This is a genomic window from Paenibacillus sp. J31P190, from assembly GCF_059692075.1.
In genome coordinates this window covers 139,765-157,867 of the sequence record NZ_JCAUAS010000017.1, presented here as the reverse complement: position 1 = coordinate 157,867, position 18,103 = coordinate 139,765, and the positions used below count along the sequence as shown (strand labels likewise).

Below are 18,103 nucleotides of genomic sequence, written 5' to 3'. Positions count from 1 at the left end.
GTATTTGAAAAAAACAGTACCATTCCTAATAATAATGTTGCTTGCTATCAGTCTAGTTCTCGCGGCTTGTTCATCCCCAACTGCTTCTGATAAGAATACTCCGAACGACAAGGATTCGCCAAAAGCATCGGGGGGAAGCAACAGTCCGGTAGCAATCAAAATTTTCGCACAACAAGACGCGAATACAGATTTAGCGACAAACAGCTTCTCGAAATTAGTTGAAGAGAAGTTTAATATTAAATTTCAATGGCAGACGGTTCCGTTCGACGGGGCGGCGGAGAAACGGCAAATATCTCTTGCCAGCGGAGACTACCCGGACCTCTATATGCTGATTCCGTGGGTTGATAAATTTTCACAGACGGATATTCTACGCTACTCGCAGCAGGGTGTCATTCTACCGCTTGACGACCTGATCATTAAATATGCGCCTAACGTGAAAGCAGCGTTGGAGAAATTTCCGTACTTTAAGGCCATGAATACCGCGCCGGACGGCAAAATTTATGGATTGACGCAATTGATCGAATGCTACCACTGTTCCTATCCGAATAAAATGTGGATCAATTCCAGCTGGCTGAAAAAGCTAAATCTTCAGATGCCAAAAACGCTGGATGAATATAAACAAGTATTGCACGCATTTAAGTCGAAGGACCCGAACGGCAACGGGAAAGCGGACGAAGTGCCGCTGAGCGGTTCGATCGAGGATTATGGCGTTCATATTATTCCGTATTTTATGAATGGTTACATCTATGACGACGATAAAACGTATCTACTGTTGAACAATGGGAAAGTAGATATGGCGGCTAATAAAGCAGAATGGAAGCAAGGCTTGCAATTCGTTAAGTCCATGTATGATGAAGGCCTCATCGATAAAGGGGCGTTTACGCAAAATGCTGCGGCTTTTAAGAAAATCGGCGATAATGCTGATGCGCAAATTTTGGGCGCAGGCGCAGGCATGCATCCTTATATTTTCGTTACGGGTGGATCGGATAACTCCAAAACTTATGATGCAGTTCCACCGTTGGCTGGACCAAACGGAGCTTATGCAACGTACAATTACCCGAGTGATCCCGGCGCTACCTTCGTTCTGACGAATAAAGCGAGCAAAGATGCGCAAATCGCTGCGATTAAATTAGTCGACTATTTATTCACACAAGAAGGTCAAATCCGTGGTCACTTCGGGGAAGAAGGCAAAGACTGGAGAAAACCAAAGGATGCTGATGTTCCTGTTGAGAAGGGAGCCGCTTCCATATTGGCTACGATCCCTACTCCAACAGGTGAAACTCCGCACAACTCGTCTTGGAGCCCAATGGCGCAATATTTCCAACCTAAAGCATTCCGAGACGGATGGATTGCAGCTACCGACATTTATGACACGACAGGCTACGAGCGACGATTACAGGAAGCAACCCATCTATATGATTCTAAGCAGCCAAAAGATGTGTTTCCACACTGGGCTATCTGGATCGATCCAACCACGGCCGATGAAGCGGCAATGCTGAAGACGAACATCAAAAATTACATCGATCAGAATGCGCTGCAGTTCGTTACGGGTGCAAAAGATTTAAATAAGGACTGGGATGCGTATGTAGCTGGCTTGAATAAATTAAATCTGAAACGCTACCTGGAAATTATGCAGCAATCCTACGATAAATCATTTAAGAAATAACGTTGCAAGCAAAGCGATCCCGTGCGGCCTAGTGGTCGCACAGGATATTTTTTTTATATTTTGGCCTGCTAGTTTATTTGAATGATATCAAAAAACAGTATAAGTATGATTGTTTTCATTATATAGTATTAAACATTAAATGATAAAATAAGGCTTAAAAAGGATGTTCTGGTTGTAGATTACGGTGAGATTCTTAGGCAGGGTAGTGTGTATTCATGAAGCAGAAAGATGAACTGCGTTGGATAGAAGTGGATGGGGTTATGAAATTATGGGACAAACGACAGGTCATTGGGGAAATCAGACGATTTCAAGATGATAAAATCGGTTATTCGGATAACTTAGCATGCATTGGCGAAGGAGTGTTCAAGTGGACCCGTACATTTACCACAGTGGGAAACCATAATTTCACGGGGCGGCTCATTATGGATTTTGCGGCCTGCTATCGACCATCATACTACATGATACCTGCGATATCCTACAATGGAAATCCTTGGGGAAAAGGGTGCGAACCGAAGGGCCTCGATATGGATGGCATACCCTGGTCTTTTGCTTGGCACCGAACTGCTGTGGCTGGAGCTACTTATTCTGAGGGTAACCGTTGGGCTGTAGCGCTTTTTGGCAGCGCGAGTGACTTGCCGAGAGGGTTCTCCTGCTCACTTATTTCGGAACAGGAATATACCGTTCATCGATTGATATGGCCGGAGGAGGAATCTCCGGTAGTCTATCATGATAGGGACTCCTATGGGGAAGACTGGAAAGAGGACTTGCATATGCATCCGGGCGATCGTTTTGAAGCTACCGCTTTATAGTCGTAGCACGAGTGGAACGCCCAAAAACAGCTTGGAACAAGATGTTTTTGGGCTGAAGACTCGTTGGAAAAAGGACTTGCTGCCTTGGATGCATGGGCTGGTCAAGGTCGATTGGAAAATGGGTTGATTCACTGCCATTTTGATTACTTGTTGGATAAAAGCGGTAAGAAAGAAGTGCAAGACGCCTGCAATTTGGGCACGGCTGCAATGAATTTCATGGAAGCGAATGAATTAGCCAAGGCGTGCGGGATACAACTTCCTGAGTATCTGGAATTAGCGGTTGGGATTTGTAATTTCGCCGTCAGAGTGCAGTCGGAAAACGGAAAGATCGGAAAGATCTGGTTAAACGATGGGACGACGATTGATCCTGATGGAACAGTCGGATGTTTCCTTGTCCCTCCGCTGGTGAAGTTATTTCAATTGACCAATGACCGCACGTATCTGGAGGCTGCGGAAAAAGGATATCACTATTATATCTCGGAACTTCTGGAAAAGGGGTATACGACAGCTGGAGCATTGGACACATATTGTATCGATAAGGAATCGTCGATACCGCTGCTCAAAGCCGGACTAGCTCTTTATGATGTGACAGGTAATCCGCAATATTTAGAATGGGCTGAACGAACAGCTTGGTATTTGGCTTCGTGGCAGTGGCATCATACGGTAACATATCCAAAAGATAGTGCGTTAAGTATATTAGGGTACGATACATGGGGGGGACCGCTGTTTCCACACAACACCATCATCTCGATCCTTATGCATTGGCTTTTGTGGAAGACTGGATTCAACTCGCCAAAAAAACGGGAAATGCGGAGTGGCATGAGCGTGCAATGGCCGTTTGGTCCAACGCAACAATAGGTATTTCCGACGGGACATTGACAGTCATGGGAAAAGAGCGCCCTATTGGCAGCCAGGATGAAGGATTTTATCACACACGCTGGAAAGTCACGTTTCAAGTATCACAATGGCTCGTGGCATGGCCTTCGGCTTTTCGCCTTGAGGTCCTTCGTCAGATTCCGGATTGGAAAGTTTTCGATTGCGTACAAGAAAGTGAGGAGATAGAAAGAGAAAACCAATGACCAATATCTAGACATTTACTATAAAAATGCGGCAATAACACGTCTTAATCCAGTTAATAAGGGGTTGAAAATAAATTATGACTAGTGTTTACCATTCTGGTGAATTGGCTGTTCAAAAAAAAGCAGGTACTGAAGTTGCAGCGCAACGAAATGGATCCATGATTATGCCCTTTCTTGTAAGTGGAGCTGCTGCTTTTCTAAAAAGGCAGTCCTTTCTTATCATAGCCTCAATTGATGAACAGGGCAGAACATGGACTTCCTTCTTGTCCGGAGAGCCAGGTTTTATCGAGGTGAATGACGAGACAACGTTAACAATTCACTCCTCCCCGGCAGCTAGCGATCCCTTGATCGGGAATTTGGTGTCGAATCATGAGTTGGGCTTGTTAGCCATTGATTTCATCAGGAGAACCCGGTTGAGAATTAACGGAACAGGTATCTTCGATTCGGATCATCGATTAGTAGTCTCAACGGAACAGGTATATGGTAATTGCCCGAAGTATATCCAAAAAAGAATGTTGAATCCCGAAAGTGGGTATCAAATATCACCGAAGTCAATATACCGTAGCTCGCGTCTGAGCCCCGAACAACAAGAATGGATTCGCAAATCGGATACGTTCTTCATTGGAAGTATTAGTTCGGAAGGGAAGATGGATGCTTCCCATCGCGGCGGTTTTCCCGGCTTTATAAAAGTAGTTGAAGACGGAGCCATCCTGTTTCCGGACTATTTTGGGAATTCTATGTTCAATACTCTTGGGAATATTCAAAGTAACCCGAGCACTGGAATCTTATTCATCGATTTTGAATACGGGCATTCGTTACAGCTAACCGGACAATCCGTAATTATTTGGGATGAAGTTGAAATTTCCAAATTTCCAGGTGCGGAACGACTTGTACGATTTGAAATCGCAGAGGTCCTACATACGGAGATGAACGCGGGATTAGTCTGGAATTTTATTGAGTATTCTTCCTCAAACCCTACATTGTAACACTATCAGGAGGTCAGTCGTTTGAAGTCCTGCTGGATTTCAAGCATGCTCAGGACTTTTAATTTAAGAAGGAATGTTCTTTTTCTTGCCTTTCAAATTGTAATTCTTACAAAAAGCTCAAACGACATGATTGTCGATTTTGTGCTTTTTTTTCTATAGGTAGGTATCCAACAACTGCTGAGAACAGTTTATCCAATGCATATTATTTCCATAAGGCGGAGACGATGAAGATATCATAGTGAGGAGTGGAACAGCTTGATTACTTCAACTATTTCCCCACAAACGAATCTTCCGATAAGCCAGGTCCTCTCTGAGAATGAAGATCATCTCAAATATGAGTTTCCAATTGTTCAGATATTCAAATTCGAGCCTTACAAAGTTCAGCATCTTTAAATTGTTTGGTTGTATACACGGATGGTTTGATTGATGCCAAATTAAGTACTACCACTAAAACAACAATGGTTCTAGTTTATATGGAAGGGGATGTGATCCCAGAAGTCTTAGCAGAAGCAAGGAAGCGAATTAATAACATTCATACGGATCGGATATTTGATTCCGCATATGTGGAAGAATTCATAGAAGATCATCCTATGTCTGTGTTCCCACAAATTCTAAATACCGAACGTCCGGATGCTGTTGCAGCAAGTTTGATGGAAGGAAAAGTAGCACTAATCGTAGACGGATCTCCAAATGCCTTAATCATCCCAATGACTCTAAAACATTAGATCAAACTTAAAAAGAAAGGGTCTTGCGAAAACCATCAACGGTTTGCTCAAGACTTTTTTACATATTGGGGTTGACTTAAAGTGCACTCTAAGATTTAAGATGGGTTACGTTGGCGCAGATGAGCCGACCTTGTATATATCATTCTTTTCAAATAATCTCCATACTTGCTCTGCCATAATTTGAGGTGAATGTGGCATGTTATTTAGAATCCACCATTCCACTGTACCGACGAAAGCTGAAGCCATAAATTGTGTAATCAATTCCTTATCCAGTCCCTGATTAATTTCCTGTCTATCTATCTTCTGTTTTATGTTATCTGCAACGATTTGCAGCATGCGTTCCCGGAATACAGAGGCCCTATTATTAGAAAGCATAGAAGAAAAGAATAAGAAATTCTCCTCGAAATAAGTAAATACGGGCTTTAGCTCACTGATTAGATCTATTTTCTCTTGATTAAATTCGTGTGGTGCGCATGATAGGAACATTTTGCTTAAATGGTTATCTATGCAGGAATTAAGCAGGTCATATTTATCCGTGTAGTGAAGGTAGATGGTTCCCCGGTTTACATTTGCCCGTTCAGAAATATCATTAATTGTGAAATTCTCGGGCATAGGATCGGTACATCGGGTACGCTGGATGCGGCCAAGCCGATTTTTGAAACGGCGCAGCGCATAAGCCGCGAGTTCGGGCTGCACTTAGCCTTATCAATAGCGCAGGTATTATGGCCTCACTGCTTGCACGAGACAAACGCGGCTTTGAGTCCCAATTTGCAACGAACCATTTGGGGCATTTTCAATTAACGGCGCGTCTTTGGCCAGCCTTAACAAAAGCAAAGGGTGCAAGAGTCGTATCTGTTTCTTCCAGAGGCCATCGGATCAGTGGATTAGACTTCAATGACCCCAATTTTGAGATACGCGAGTATGACAAATGGAAAGCTTACGGGCAGTCCAAAACGGCTAATGCGCTATTTGCAATCGAGTTAGATAAGAAAGGGATAAGTGATGGCATCAGGGCTTTTTCGGTACATCCAGGAACCATCGTAACCGATTTGTCACGTAATTTATCCGATGAAGAAATGCGAGCAATGGGGGCAATGGACGAGAATGGAAAGCGAGTTCTTAATGAATATAATGAGGAGTTTAAGACAATAGAAGAAGGGGCAGCTACGATCGTCTGGTGTGCCGTAAACAAGCAGTTGGATGGAATGGGAGGTGTCTATTGCGAGAATGTCGATATTGCTAGGGCAGTTCCGGCAGATAGTCCGCAACCACCAGGCGTAAGGCCTTGGGCTGCTAATCCCGAATTTGCTGAGCAACTCTGGCAGTTAAGTGAAGATCTAATCGGTGTGAAGTTTCCGGTTTAAAGGGAGAACGATAGTGCAACACCAAAACGGCTGCCGCGGGGTAGCCGTTATTGCGCTAACGGGAGGATAGTTATAGAGCAGTTGCCAGGTGAACTGCTCCTTATTGAGTGTCCAATCAGTTATAAAATTCTATCTAACAATTCTCCTACTTGTTCAGCAAGAATACGAGGTGAATAAGGCATGCCATTTTTTATCCACCATTCCACTACACCTACGTAAGCATTTGCAACAAATTCAGCAATTCAGTTTCTATATTCTCCGCATGTGGAAGAGTCGGGGGGGCGCGGTAAAGAGCAATTATCAACACCATAAGAAAAAAGCGACAGTCAAGGACTTTATTTTCTCGTCCATGTCTACCGCTGTATCTCATTTTGGATGCAGTCTAATGTAGTGTATTGCTTACGAAAACTAAATTAACCCATACCCGTATTTTGGAAGCAAATTGATTTTCCAATTCATAAGGATATGGGTTTCTTTCATCTTAAATAAGGCAGTGTAGGTCTCGTCGCTAATAAAACATCATCGTCTTCTAATTCATCGGCCTGAAGTTCGAAATCTTCTAAATTAGCCAGGATCTTTAATCTATAGCCCGACGTGGGCTTCGCAGCCTTCGACTCGAATTTGTATCCGTACTCTTACAATCAGCATGTGCTACCCGAGTTGCAGCGCTTTCCGGCGCCGAAGTCAGTACCTTGCTCAAATTACACGTTGCTTCAAGCGTGACGTCAGAATGAGATGTCCTGGTCGATATGTATAGCGTTGACACCCACTTTATTTTACAAGTGTAAGCTGTTCTCCTGGCTGGAGAGCGAAGCCTTCAATTCCTTGCTCTTTTAGCTGTGCGGTGAAGGCTGCAGAATCTTGCACGATGCCTGGGAATGTGCTGTGATGAACCGGGATCACGTTCTTTGCTTGCAGCCACTTTGCTGCAATCAAGGCATCCTTAGGTCCCATTGTGTAAAAATCTCCGATCGGCAGTACCGCGTAATCAATATCGTGGAGCTCGCCGATCATTTTCATATCTCCGAACAAGGAGGTGTCACCGGCATGATAAAGCGTAACTCCGTTCCAATCCATGACAAATCCGCCCGGCATGCCTGCATAGACGATGCTTTGGGAATCGTCCGCTATAATAGAAGAGCTGTGGAATGCGTGAACAAGCTTTGCTTTGGCAAATCCCAAGTCCACAGTACCTCCGATGTTCATTCCGATCGTCTTCAGGCCCTTCCAAGAGTAATAGGTAGCGAGTTCAAAGGTGGCGATAATAGTCGCATCGTTAGCTCTGGCGATTGCTTCCGCATCAGCGGTGTGATCTGAGTGTCCGTGTGTAAGCAAGATGTATTGAACTTGAATGTCCTCAGCTTTCGCTTTGGCAACGGGATTGCCGCTCAGGAACGGATCGATGATGATCGAGCGCTCTCCATCTGAGATTTGAATGCAAGAGTGTCCGTGAAAAATAAGATTCATTTTTGCTTCCTCCATATACTTTTTATTATACGATTGACGACAATGCGAGTATATTCCTTATTTCTTTTTTTGTCAAATTACTGTAAGATGATAATAACAAGTATTCTGGAAGGGGATTAAACACCCAATGCTGTCAATCGAGAAGCAGATCCTTTTTCTGCTGACAAAAAAGCGTTGTATGCATGCCAAAGAATTAGTGCAAATTTATACGAAACGCGGCTATAAGGAGCAGTCGATCAGGAACGTTTTATCACGAATGAAGAAAGAAGAGTATATTCATGCGGAAGAACGTTCCCTATATTCCATAATGGACAAAGGGGAGCAGTTTTTATCCTTCGTGAACCGGAAACCGGGGCAATACGATGTGGACTGGAACCGCAAATGGTATTTCGTGCACTTCGAGGTGCCGGAGACAGAGAGGCAAAGAAGGGATCAATTCCGTGTGCAGCTGCTGCAGCTTGGCTTCGGTCAACTATATAAAGGCGTATATGTCTCTCCTTGGGATTACAGAAAGCAGCTTTTGTCATTGATTCATGCGTCCTCTATGGATGAATACGTCACGATCTCGGAAGCGTCGATTTTATTTCGGGATATTACCCCTGAGCGGGCAGCCGACATTTGGCCTGTAGCCGACATCCACCGCCTGCATCAGGAAAAGTGGCAATGGTATCAAGACGAATTCGTGCCGGCTTTGAACAAGGAAATCAGGGGCAGGATGGATCCCTTAGAGCTGTTTGTCCTTTATTTGCATGTCGGAGAGGTTATCAGCGAGATTAGCCTTAGGGATCCCATGCTTCCGGTATCTTTGCTTCCATCCGATTGGATGGGTCATCGCGTAATCGCTGAGTTATATCGTTCGTTTCAGTCGTTCGCCACCCTCATCCCAAGCTCTTCAGAATATTATCAATTTCTCGTGTAAACACATGAGTATCCGGACAATGCTGCCCTATTTGCAAAACTCCCGATCATTTTTCAAACCCTTCTACGGGTTTAAACTTCATAGGAAGAGCGCCTCCTTGATGGTGTTGGGTTTCGAACCCGTGGACAAACCCATCATACCGAGGCGCTCTTTTTTGATAAAGGCTATTTCTTAGCCTTAAGAGGATATCTTCCGATTAAGGATTCATAGTGAATTCTGAACTCGAGTCTGACTTTCCGTTTTGAATGGAGTCGTATTTCGATAACTTATAGTTTACAGCTTCAAAAGCGCGATCCAAATCCAATTGTTGTTTTTTTAGTTCCTCCTTATGCTTTTCCAGTATCGCTCTTCTTTCCGAAATGGTTGAATCGCCTTGAAGAGCTAAATCGACAATGTGTTTTAGCGCGGCTACTGGCATACCGGTCACACGGAAACATGTCATTAAATTAATCCAATCTAAATCTTTGTTCTCAAAAATGCGGTTTCCATGCTCATCTCTTTGAATAAAAGGAAGGAGTCCTTCTTTTTCATAGTATCTAATCGTATGTGGAGGAATTCCGAGCCGTTCCGAAGCTTCTTTAATAGAAAGTCCCAAGCTAACAACTCCTTTCTCAAACCATATTTAAAATGAGGCTTGTCTTGCTTGTCTTGTAGGCATCAGCTCGTATTAAGTTATTTTTTCATTATGTCTGTCATCTTACACCTTGAAGTACACTTTAAGTCAAGAATATGAAAGAAAATGCTTGCCTTAAAGTAAACTTTAAGGTTTAAGGTTGTTTCTAGCAAGATTAGCTTCTTGCTTGCAAGTGTTAGTTTTTAACTAGAGACAAGAAATGAAGAAAAGGAGAACGACGAACTCTAAAGTGTTTCGTGAGAAGGTCCAAAAAAAGAAATCTGAAAAATCGCTTGACTTAAAGTGCACTTTAACGTTTAAGGTAGTCTTCGTTGCAAGATTTGCTTCTTAAGGATGAGCGCCACTACACAAAATAACTTCAAGGGAGACATGTAAAATGAGAATTATCGATCAGATTTATATCAACGGTAAATTTGTGAAACCAAATGGTACTGAAGTACAGGACCTAATTAATCCTGCAACAAAAGAAATTATCGGCAGAGTGACCTTGGGGGATGAGAAGGATACTCGGGACGCTATTGCAGCAGCGAAAGAAGCTTTTAAAACTTTCTCCAAAACAACCATAGAAGAACGCAGCCTGATGCTGCAGCGTCTGCATGATGTGATGATGGCAAAATCTGAAATTCTCAATCAGGTTGCTGTTGAGGAATATGGTGCACCTGCGAACGCAACTGCCGCTCGTACACAATATGCCGCTAAAAACTTTCTTCATAATATGGATGTTATGAAAGAATTTCAATTTGAAAAACATATTGGCAATGCCAAGGTTGTACTGGAGCCATTAGGCGTTATTGGCCTGATCACCCCTTGGAATGCTAATTACACACATATTTCTACGAAGTTAGCTCCTGCCATTGCAGCTGGCTGCACAGTCGTGATTAAAGCTAGTGAGCTTAGTGCGATCCAAACACAAATCATAACGGAATGTTTCGATCAAGCTGGGATTCCTGCTGGTGTTATCAATTTCGTTAACGGCAGAGGCGATGTAGTTGGCGCAGAATTAACCCGTAACCCAGATGTAGCGATGATTTCGTTCACAGGGTCGACTCAAGTTGGAAGAATCATTGGCAGAGATGCTGCGAATACTATGAAGAGGCTGGTATTGGAGTTGGGTGGTAAGTCGCCTAACGTTATCCTGGATGATGCCGATTTTAACAAAGCTATTCCATTATCCGTTATGACAGCTTTCAGCAACAGTGGACAAGCATGCCATGTCGGATCCCGATTAATTGTTCCCGAGCATCGTTTGGAAGAAGTGAAACAACTTGTGAAAACGACGGTAGAGGGGATCAAAGTTGGGAATCCATGGGAAGATGGCATGTATATTGGTCCAATGGTTAACCAAAAGCAATATGAAACGGTTCAACGCTACATTAAACTTGGTATTGAAGAAGGCGCTGAGTTAATTATTGGAGGCGAAGGGCATCCGGAAGGGCTAGAAAATGGATACTTTGTAAGACCCACTGTTTTTGCCAATGTCACCATGGAAATGACGATAGCTAAAGAAGAAATTTTCGGACCGGTTCTGTCTATCTTAACTTTCAAATCGGAAGAAGAGGCGATTGAAATTGCCAATGATACCATCTATGGTCTCTCTGCGTATGTCAGCTCTTCCAATTTAGAGAAAGCTAATCGCGTTGCTTCTCAAATTGTATCGGGCAGAGTCTTGATTAATGGTTTGTATGACGAGCCGAAAGCTCCTTTCGGCGGATTCAAACAATCCGGAATCGGCAGGGAATTTGGTGCATATGGCCTTGAAGCCTATGTAGAACCTAAAACAATTTTAGGTCATGATGCCGCGCAATAATAATTATTTTTGATTAGTTATTTGAGAAAGAGTTTTTTGGCATAGGCGGCAGGCATTAAGCTTACTGCTGTGGCTGAAGCCTGGGTTATCCAGGCTCAGCCTTTTTAATTTCTATCACTTGAATAATAGAAGTCAGGAATATAGGAGGCCGTTATGAAAAATAGCTTTAAGTTTACTTGTTGGCATTGGCGGTCACTTCAACTTTAGCACCTATGTTGGCAGCACCGGCTGTCAAGCTTCTCATGCTTGATTTTAAAGATACGAATCCGTTGCTCATACAGCTTGTCGTCACCTTCGCATCCTTTTTCATTTTACCAAGTTTATTGATCGGAAGTTATTTGTCCAAACGGATATCCAAAAAAGCTCTTCTTTGTTTTGGGTTGATTCTGTACGTCATTGGGGGCGTTGGTCCAGCATTCATGAATTCCATAGAGGGGAACCCTGCGTGCCGTTCTTGGTCTTGGAATCGGTTTTATTACGCCATTGATGAATGCATTAGTCGCAGAGCATTTTGAGGGTAATGAACGTTCTAAAATGAATGGACTTACTGTCGGAGTCAACGGGTTAGGAGGGGCCTTCTTCCTGTTAATCGGTGGGGCCATTACGACATTGGGGTGGAGAGGTGTTTTCTGGACGTATTCTTTTGGTGTTGTTTTACTCATTTTAGTGCTTTTGTATGTACCTCGTGAAAAACCGATTTCAAAGGTGCAGATTGACAAAACTAAACAAAAAACACCAATACCGATTAGAGTGTATATGATCGGCATGATGACAACAGGTCTCATGATTCTTTATTATGTGATTCCATCGAATCTTGCCTCATTTGTTGTCGATAACGGCCTTGGTAACTCAGCAACTTCCGGATATTTAACCGCAGTATCATTTGTTTTCGTGTTTCTTGCAGGTATAACAGGTACCAGGCTTAATCAATTTTTGAAAAAAGGAATAGTACCTTTTATTTTATTTCTAATGGGACTAGCATTTTTACTGATGAGCCAAGCTTATACGTTATGGATGGTTGCTTTGGGCGTTGCTTTGGTCGGTTTTGGATTTTGGATTGGCTTATCCCATTTTGTTAAACAAAATGGCGAAAGCGGCTCCGATCGCACAGATGACTCTAGCGGTTATGCTAATCCGTTTTTCTAATCATTATGATGTTGATCAGTGTAATCTTTCTTGCTTCGGTTACTCAAGGCATCACACAAAAGAAGAGAGAACTGGCCAAAAATTGAAAATAGTTCAGGATAAAAAAACCATTACTCCGCATACGAGTAATGGTTTTTCAGTGATAAAAGATAAGTAGAGAAGACTTTATACCTCATACCCCAAAATTGCTTTCGGTTCAACATGTTCTTCCAAACCATATACCCCAGAATCCCGTCCAAGTCCTGACTGTTTGAAGCCCCCAAAAGGAGCGAAAGGGTCATCATGAACTCCTTTGTTTATTAATACCCGTCCAGCAACGATTTTGGATGCGACATTCCTTGCTCTTTCTAGATTAGATGAGCTGACATAAGCAGCTAATCCATATATAGTATCATTCGCAATATCGATAGCTTCTTCTTCCGTTTTATAGGATATGATGGAGAGTACCGGACCGAAGATTTCTTCCCTTGCAATGGTCATATCGTTGGTAGCATGCGCAAACACCGTAGGTTTTGCAAAATAACCTGGTAGATTCGCGTCCTTTATACATTCCATCAATAATTGAGTCTGTATGGCACTCAGTTCACTTGGTTTCACCACAATGGTACATCCCGTTGCAATGGCAGGAGCAATCTTATTACAAATATGGGTGTAGTTCGCATTCCATGGCGTGATGGCTCCGATTACTCCCAATGGCTCCAGTATCACCTTCGTGCTGCCCACGAAACTTTCAAAAGCAAACTGTTCAAGGGATTCTTTGGCATAAAGACATGTTTTCGCAGCAAAAACAGTACGTCCGTGAGACCCGCTCAGCGGTGAACCGTACTCCTCTACGGCAGCTTGCGCTAACACGTCAACCTTAGCCATAATTGCATCATGAAGCCTTTGCAGCATGTCACTACGTTCTTCGACGGTTGTTTTAGAAAATGTTTTGAATGCTTCTTTCGCTGCTGCGATGGCCATCTGCGCATCTTTCTCGTTTCCTAGAGTAACCTTGCCAATGGTTTGTTTGGTTGAAGGGTTGATGAGTTCCTGAACTTCTGTGCCGCTAGACCGTACAAAGAGGCCATTTATAAAATGTTGGTCAAGTATACGCAAAGTTGTAAAACCATCCTTTCAATGGGTATTGAGGACAGTATTACTAAATGAAAAGGTATTATAACTAGATGCCACGAAATCCCTGCTGCGTCGGTGCATTCAATCGATTACCTATTGTTACCGTTAGTTCATATTAAATACATAACGAGGCTGCCACGGAAACGATCGACGGCCTCGTTGAACTGTAAAGATTTGATCATTGCTCAATTGCGCCACTCATATGTTTGGTGCGATCTACCTGGCTTCCGTTTTAATGACCAATCGCATAGTGTAATTGAACGACGCCGCTGCCGAGTGATTTGAAGTTCAACAATTCAACTTCCTTGTATTGGTACTTCTCCGTGTCAATCCATAGATTGAGTCCCTTCCCTTCCAGTACCGGCGCGACATTGAATATGAGCTCGTCAACAAGCCCTTGACCCAGAAAAGCATTGTGAAGGTCAGCGCCCCCCGAGATGAGGGCGGTTTGATAGCCTTTATCCTGCAGGTAGCTCAAGGCTTCGAGAGGCGAGCCGACAACCGTCACACCGGGAATTACTTTCACGCTTGCCGATACGACGACGATATCCATGCCGGCAAAAGCACCCCCGCCTCCGCTCGCTTGCATCCCTTCAAACGTGCGTCTTCCGACAATAAAATTACCAGCTGCTTGAGCATGTGCCGCAAAATCGCCCAGTGCTTCCTTTTTTGGGGGATTATTCGGACTCGATTGCGCGTAGTTGCCATTGCCTGTTAGTGTTGCCCATAGAATTGTTTTCATTGGATAGCCTCCTAATAGTCGATGAAAATAAAAGGTGATTTATATTTCAGCCTAGCTTTCTTGATTGCTGCGATGTCCGTTCAAGGACTCTGCGGATGGATGCGACCACCCGGTCCGGCCGATCTTCCTGCACGTAGTGGGAGGCATCGTCTAACGACTCGGTTTCGTTCAATTTCAAATAACCTTGCCATTTAGCCATCTCTTCGGGTGGAAAGCCCGCGCTATCCTTCATCCCCCACAGAATCTGTGCTGGCAAATTGGATAGAACCGGCAGTTTCGCCTCGATTTCCGCGAGCCACGGACGCGCTTTTCGGATCTGCCTTGGGAATACCCATGTCGGTTTCCGGGATTTTGGGGTTGGAAATGGATCGGTATAGGCTTTTCTCAAGATATCCGTGATTTTCTCGGAATGATAGATCCCATGCGGGACAATCTTCTTGGCGAAGAAGTTTCGCCTTGTCTGTAGCCAATATCCGAAGGGCCATCCGCCCATGGCAAACGAGAATAGCTTCATCGCAGGGAGCGTGGCCGGCCATGCCCAGGTATTCATCACGACAATTCCGCGCAGGTTCTCACGATGCCTTACGGCGTAGTTGAATCCGATCGGGCCTCCCCAATCTTGGACTACTAGTACGAATTCCTTGAGATTCAGTCGCCGGATGAATTCGGTGACAGCTTCAGAATGCTCCTTCGGCGTATAGCCATAATCGGAAGGAGCTCGTGACATCCCGAGTCCCGGGTAATCCAATGCAATCAGACGGCATTCGCCGCTCAATTCTTTGATGACGTTCCGGTAAAGATACGACCAGGTGGGGTTTCCGTGTAGGAGAAGAATGACAGGTCCCTGCCCCTCGTCAACGTAATGAATCATGCCATCGCGATAAGGCATCCAGTGGTCCTTGAACGGATACTCCGATGCATCTACATCAAACGGTCTTTGCATTTATGCCTCCAATCTGCCAATTGTTTCAAGCATCGTTTAAATTCAATTTATATCTGAATATTCAGATTATTAATGTGATTCAAAGTCCTGTTAAGATCGATTGAGCGCCCCGGTTGCGCGCACCACTCAGGGGTTGATATCGATATGAAGAAGAGTTTTGTGTTTCGCCTCTTCATTAAGACTACAACACTGTGGTATATTTGAAAAGTAGTTACAATAAAGTGCAGTAGTTTCAAAAAATGAACTATGGAGGAAACGTCAATGTTGGATCGCTCTTGTATCGAAGCCATTGATCCTTTGATGGAAATCTTGGATGGTAAGTGGACCCTTCCTCTTCTGCTAGAGTTGTTTGTCGGCACCAAGCGATTCGGAGATCTGCGGCGAAAGCTGCACCCGATTAGCCCGAAGACGTTAACGGATCGACTGCGGGTGCTGGAGGAAAAGGGGATTATAACGCGCACGCAGTACCCCGGTGTGCCTCTGCACGTCGAATATGAGCTAACTGAGCGAGGGTGGAATCTGCAGCCTATTTTTGCGGCTATGTGGGCATGGGTTCAGGAAAATGGCTTAAGTGCCGAGCGTGGGGCGGAAGAGATGGCATAGATGGCATAGCTGAGCAAGGCAATGAATTAACATGGAAAAAAGAACATTACGCTATAAGCCGACAGCGAAAAAGCAGCCGATCATGGCTGCTTTTTCTTTTTCAAGTAAACTTACCATGGAATCGAAAATCTGTGACGCGTACTTTTCCAATTCAACGTACCCGTCAATACGAGTGCGGCGAAATAGAGAAACAAGGAACAGACGATTGAAGTGATTACGCACCATAACTGCGGCATACCATGGCTGGCAGCATAGTTATAGGTCCAGTGTCCGCATATCACCATCAGCATCATGCAGATCCCAACCTTGATATAAGGACGAATACTCCAATAAAATCCGATCGAGTTTGAGATGGAATAGAAGTTCAGCAGTGTTTGCATCACAATGCCGATACCGATGCCGTACGCAACGCCAATAATACCAAATTGGCTGCCGAACACAAAGATCGAGATACCCTTGAATACGGTGGCTATTACGTAATTCCACAGCGTAGCTTTCGCACGGCCGAGCCCGAGTAGAATCGCATGAAGTGGAGCGTCGAAATAATGCAGGAAAAACATCGGCGCCAGTATTTTCAGAAGCAATCCTGCTTCCGGCGCATTATAGACAAGTGACGTTAGTGGAGTTGCCCACTCGTACAGGATAACGGTCGCCGGCGCGCCGATCAGGAGTCCCAAGATCATAGCCTGATTCATCCGCTCATGTATGAGCAGACTGTTCTTGTTCGCCGCTGCCTCGCCAATCGCAGGAATGAGAGCGGTGGACAAGGACTGCGTGATAAAGCTTGGCATGAACAGCAACGGAAACGCATAGCCGGCCAGCTGGCCGAATTGCTTCGTGGCTAATGCCGTGCCGATGCCGGCCATCGCCAAGCTGGTTGTAATAAGAAGCGGCTGGAAGGTGCTGTATAACGAATGAATGACACCGTGCACGGTCGTCGGCAGTCCGATCTGCAGCAGCTCGCCGAGTGTACTTCTTCCTTGTTTCAGGTGGCTTGCCCAAGTTTCGCCTGGTATCTTCGATTCACCGTATAGCTTGTAGCTTGCCACCAGGAATAGGAGGCTGACCGCTTCGCTGACAACAGAGGCAGCCATTGCTCCGGCAGCCGCATAAGCGACGCCGTAAGGCAGCATTAGGTGGACCAGCGTAAGTACACAGGCGATTTGCACCGTATACTCCAGCACATCGGAAGCGGCAATGGTCTTCATCTGCTGCATGCCGCGGAAATATCCCTTTAATACGGCGGAGACAGCGACGATCGGCGCGATCGGCGTAATCGCCAGCATCGCGTAATACGCGCGTTGATCGCTAAGCAGAATGGATGCGATCCACTCAGATCCAAGTAACGATATGGTCGTGAGCACTACGCTCAAGACGCCCGTGACAGCGAGCGAGACATGCAGGATGCGCCTCACTTTCATCCGTTCGCCGCGAGCGTGGGCCTCTGCGACCAACTTTGAGATTGCCACCGGCAATCCAAGCTCCGTAATCGTAATGACGAGCGGGACGAGCGGATGAGCCATCATCAAGATGCCGATTCCCTCTGCGCCCAGTACGCGAGCGATATACATGCCGCTGATAAAACCGAGAATACGGTTGATGAAAGCAGCGACAGACAAGACCAGCGTACCTCTCATGAACGATTGCCCGTGTTGTGACATGACTTATGTCCTCCTGTTTATCGAATACTTAAATGTATTCAAAAAATGGAAAAGCATGCGAACAAGCCGATGTTGATGTCATTTTTGGGCATGTGATGGCGCATAGCGGCGCGGAGGCTTTTCTATTTAACTTTTCTTCTCGGCGATAGTATTCTATTGTTTGTTCTTGGCTTGATTGTGTTGGTGGTTAAAAATTTTAACAAGGATTAGTGCCAAGGAAGCCATACAAATCAAAAATTAGGTTACGCGACAGAACATCGGTTATTACTCATTAATGCGGACTTTATGAAATTGCCGAACAGGTGGGCTATGGGGCTCCTAATCAATTTTAGCCTAATTATTGGGTTCTAAAACCTACTTTAACAGTTGGTTGTTTTTCTCTGCATGTTAATAAATAAATCACATAAAGTACTGAAGTAATCAATTTGTAACATGA

At 44.5% G+C, this 18,103-nt stretch carries 17 protein-coding genes and 1 pseudogene; 10 read left to right on the top strand and 8 right to left on the bottom strand.

What is annotated here, in order from left to right; all coding sequences use genetic code 11:
- Positions 1-4: 4 nt before the first annotated feature.
- From AC58U0_RS25685 to AC58U0_RS25665, 5 genes are all read left to right on the top strand, one after another.
- Positions 5-1,666, top strand: coding sequence for a type 2 periplasmic-binding domain-containing protein (locus AC58U0_RS25685; protein WP_497381739.1), 1,662 nt, complete (start codon positions 5-7; stop codon positions 1,664-1,666).
- 215 nt (positions 1,667-1,881) lie between these two features.
- Positions 1,882-2,475, top strand: a complete 594-nt coding sequence (locus tag AC58U0_RS25680; RefSeq protein ID WP_497381738.1) for a hypothetical protein — start codon at positions 1,882-1,884, stop codon at positions 2,473-2,475.
- A 63-nt stretch (positions 2,476-2,538) separates the two neighbouring features.
- The gene (locus AC58U0_RS25675; RefSeq protein ID WP_497381737.1) at positions 2,539-3,333 is read left to right on the top strand and encodes a hypothetical protein; all 795 of its coding nucleotides are present in this window, start codon (positions 2,539-2,541) and stop codon (positions 3,331-3,333) included.
- A 298-nt stretch (positions 3,334-3,631) separates the two neighbouring features.
- Entirely contained in the window at positions 3,632-4,540 is a 909-nt protein-coding gene (locus AC58U0_RS25670) for a pyridoxamine 5'-phosphate oxidase family protein (protein WP_497381736.1), read from the top strand.
- Between the two features lie 419 nt (positions 4,541-4,959).
- Entirely contained in the window at positions 4,960-5,265 is a 306-nt protein-coding gene (locus tag AC58U0_RS25665; protein ID WP_497381735.1) for a spore germination protein, read from the top strand.
- A gap of 105 nt (positions 5,266-5,370) precedes the next feature.
- Here AC58U0_RS25665 and AC58U0_RS25660 read toward each other — a convergent pair whose 3' ends face one another.
- Complete coding sequence (locus AC58U0_RS25660; RefSeq protein ID WP_497381734.1) at positions 5,371-5,961, bottom strand: TetR/AcrR family transcriptional regulator; 591 nt, start codon at positions 5,959-5,961, stop codon at positions 5,371-5,373.
- 8 nt (positions 5,962-5,969) lie between these two features.
- Between AC58U0_RS25660 and AC58U0_RS25655 the strand changes: the two genes are divergently transcribed.
- Positions 5,970-6,629 (top strand): SDR family NAD(P)-dependent oxidoreductase, encoded by a 660-nt coding sequence (locus AC58U0_RS25655; RefSeq protein WP_497381770.1) that lies wholly within the window; start codon positions 5,970-5,972, stop codon positions 6,627-6,629.
- Positions 6,630-6,748: 119 nt separating this feature from the next.
- Here AC58U0_RS25655 and AC58U0_RS25650 read toward each other — a convergent pair.
- Both AC58U0_RS25650 and AC58U0_RS25645 read right to left on the bottom strand, forming a co-directional pair.
- Positions 6,749-6,871, bottom strand: a pseudogene (locus AC58U0_RS25650) (TetR-like C-terminal domain-containing protein); the annotation flags it as partial.
- 529 nt (positions 6,872-7,400) lie between these two features.
- Positions 7,401-8,096 carry a metal-dependent hydrolase gene (locus AC58U0_RS25645; RefSeq protein WP_497381733.1) on the bottom strand — a complete coding sequence of 232 codons (696 nt, stop codon included), beginning with the start codon at positions 8,094-8,096 and terminating at the stop codon, positions 7,401-7,403.
- Positions 8,097-8,223: 127 nt separating this feature from the next.
- Between AC58U0_RS25645 and AC58U0_RS25640 the strand changes: the two genes are divergently transcribed.
- Positions 8,224-9,015 carry a PaaX family transcriptional regulator C-terminal domain-containing protein gene (locus tag AC58U0_RS25640; RefSeq protein WP_497381732.1) on the top strand — a complete coding sequence of 264 codons (792 nt, stop codon included), beginning with the start codon at positions 8,224-8,226 and terminating at the stop codon, positions 9,013-9,015.
- Between the two features lie 196 nt (positions 9,016-9,211).
- Here the strand turns inward: AC58U0_RS25640 and AC58U0_RS25635 are convergent, their stop codons facing one another.
- On the bottom strand, positions 9,212-9,610 hold the full coding sequence (locus AC58U0_RS25635; RefSeq protein ID WP_497381731.1) for a MerR family transcriptional regulator: 399 nt from the start codon (positions 9,608-9,610) through the stop codon (positions 9,212-9,214).
- A 415-nt stretch (positions 9,611-10,025) separates the two neighbouring features.
- On the opposite strand from AC58U0_RS25635, the gene AC58U0_RS25630 reads away from it, so the two are divergent.
- Together AC58U0_RS25630 and AC58U0_RS25625 are read left to right on the top strand one after the other, a co-directional pair.
- Positions 10,026-11,456 carry an aldehyde dehydrogenase family protein gene (locus AC58U0_RS25630; RefSeq protein WP_497381730.1) on the top strand — a complete coding sequence of 477 codons (1,431 nt, stop codon included), beginning with the start codon at positions 10,026-10,028 and terminating at the stop codon, positions 11,454-11,456.
- A gap of 441 nt (positions 11,457-11,897) precedes the next feature.
- Positions 11,898-12,602 (top strand): MFS transporter, encoded by a 705-nt coding sequence (locus AC58U0_RS25625; RefSeq protein WP_497381769.1) that lies wholly within the window; start codon positions 11,898-11,900, stop codon positions 12,600-12,602.
- A 165-nt stretch (positions 12,603-12,767) separates the two neighbouring features.
- Here AC58U0_RS25625 and AC58U0_RS25620 read toward each other — a convergent pair whose 3' ends face one another.
- The 3 genes from AC58U0_RS25620 to AC58U0_RS25610 all read right to left on the bottom strand — a co-directional run bounded on the left by AC58U0_RS25620 (position 12,768) and on the right by AC58U0_RS25610 (position 15,403).
- Complete coding sequence (locus AC58U0_RS25620) at positions 12,768-13,700, bottom strand: aldehyde dehydrogenase family protein (protein WP_497381729.1); 933 nt, start codon at positions 13,698-13,700, stop codon at positions 12,768-12,770.
- A 250-nt stretch (positions 13,701-13,950) separates the two neighbouring features.
- Complete coding sequence (locus AC58U0_RS25615) at positions 13,951-14,460, bottom strand: dihydrofolate reductase family protein (RefSeq protein WP_497381728.1); 510 nt, start codon at positions 14,458-14,460, stop codon at positions 13,951-13,953.
- A 46-nt stretch (positions 14,461-14,506) separates the two neighbouring features.
- On the bottom strand, positions 14,507-15,403 hold the full coding sequence (locus tag AC58U0_RS25610) for an alpha/beta fold hydrolase (protein WP_497381727.1): 897 nt from the start codon (positions 15,401-15,403) through the stop codon (positions 14,507-14,509).
- A gap of 261 nt (positions 15,404-15,664) precedes the next feature.
- Between AC58U0_RS25610 and AC58U0_RS25605 the strand changes: the two genes are divergently transcribed.
- Positions 15,665-16,006 (top strand): winged helix-turn-helix transcriptional regulator, encoded by a 342-nt coding sequence (locus tag AC58U0_RS25605; RefSeq protein WP_057306766.1) that lies wholly within the window; start codon positions 15,665-15,667, stop codon positions 16,004-16,006.
- A 110-nt stretch (positions 16,007-16,116) separates the two neighbouring features.
- Here AC58U0_RS25605 and spoVB read toward each other — a convergent pair whose 3' ends face one another.
- Positions 16,117-17,667 (bottom strand): stage V sporulation protein B, encoded by a 1,551-nt coding sequence (gene spoVB, locus AC58U0_RS25600; protein ID WP_497381726.1) that lies wholly within the window; start codon positions 17,665-17,667, stop codon positions 16,117-16,119.
- Between the last annotated feature and the right edge of the window lie 436 nt (positions 17,668-18,103).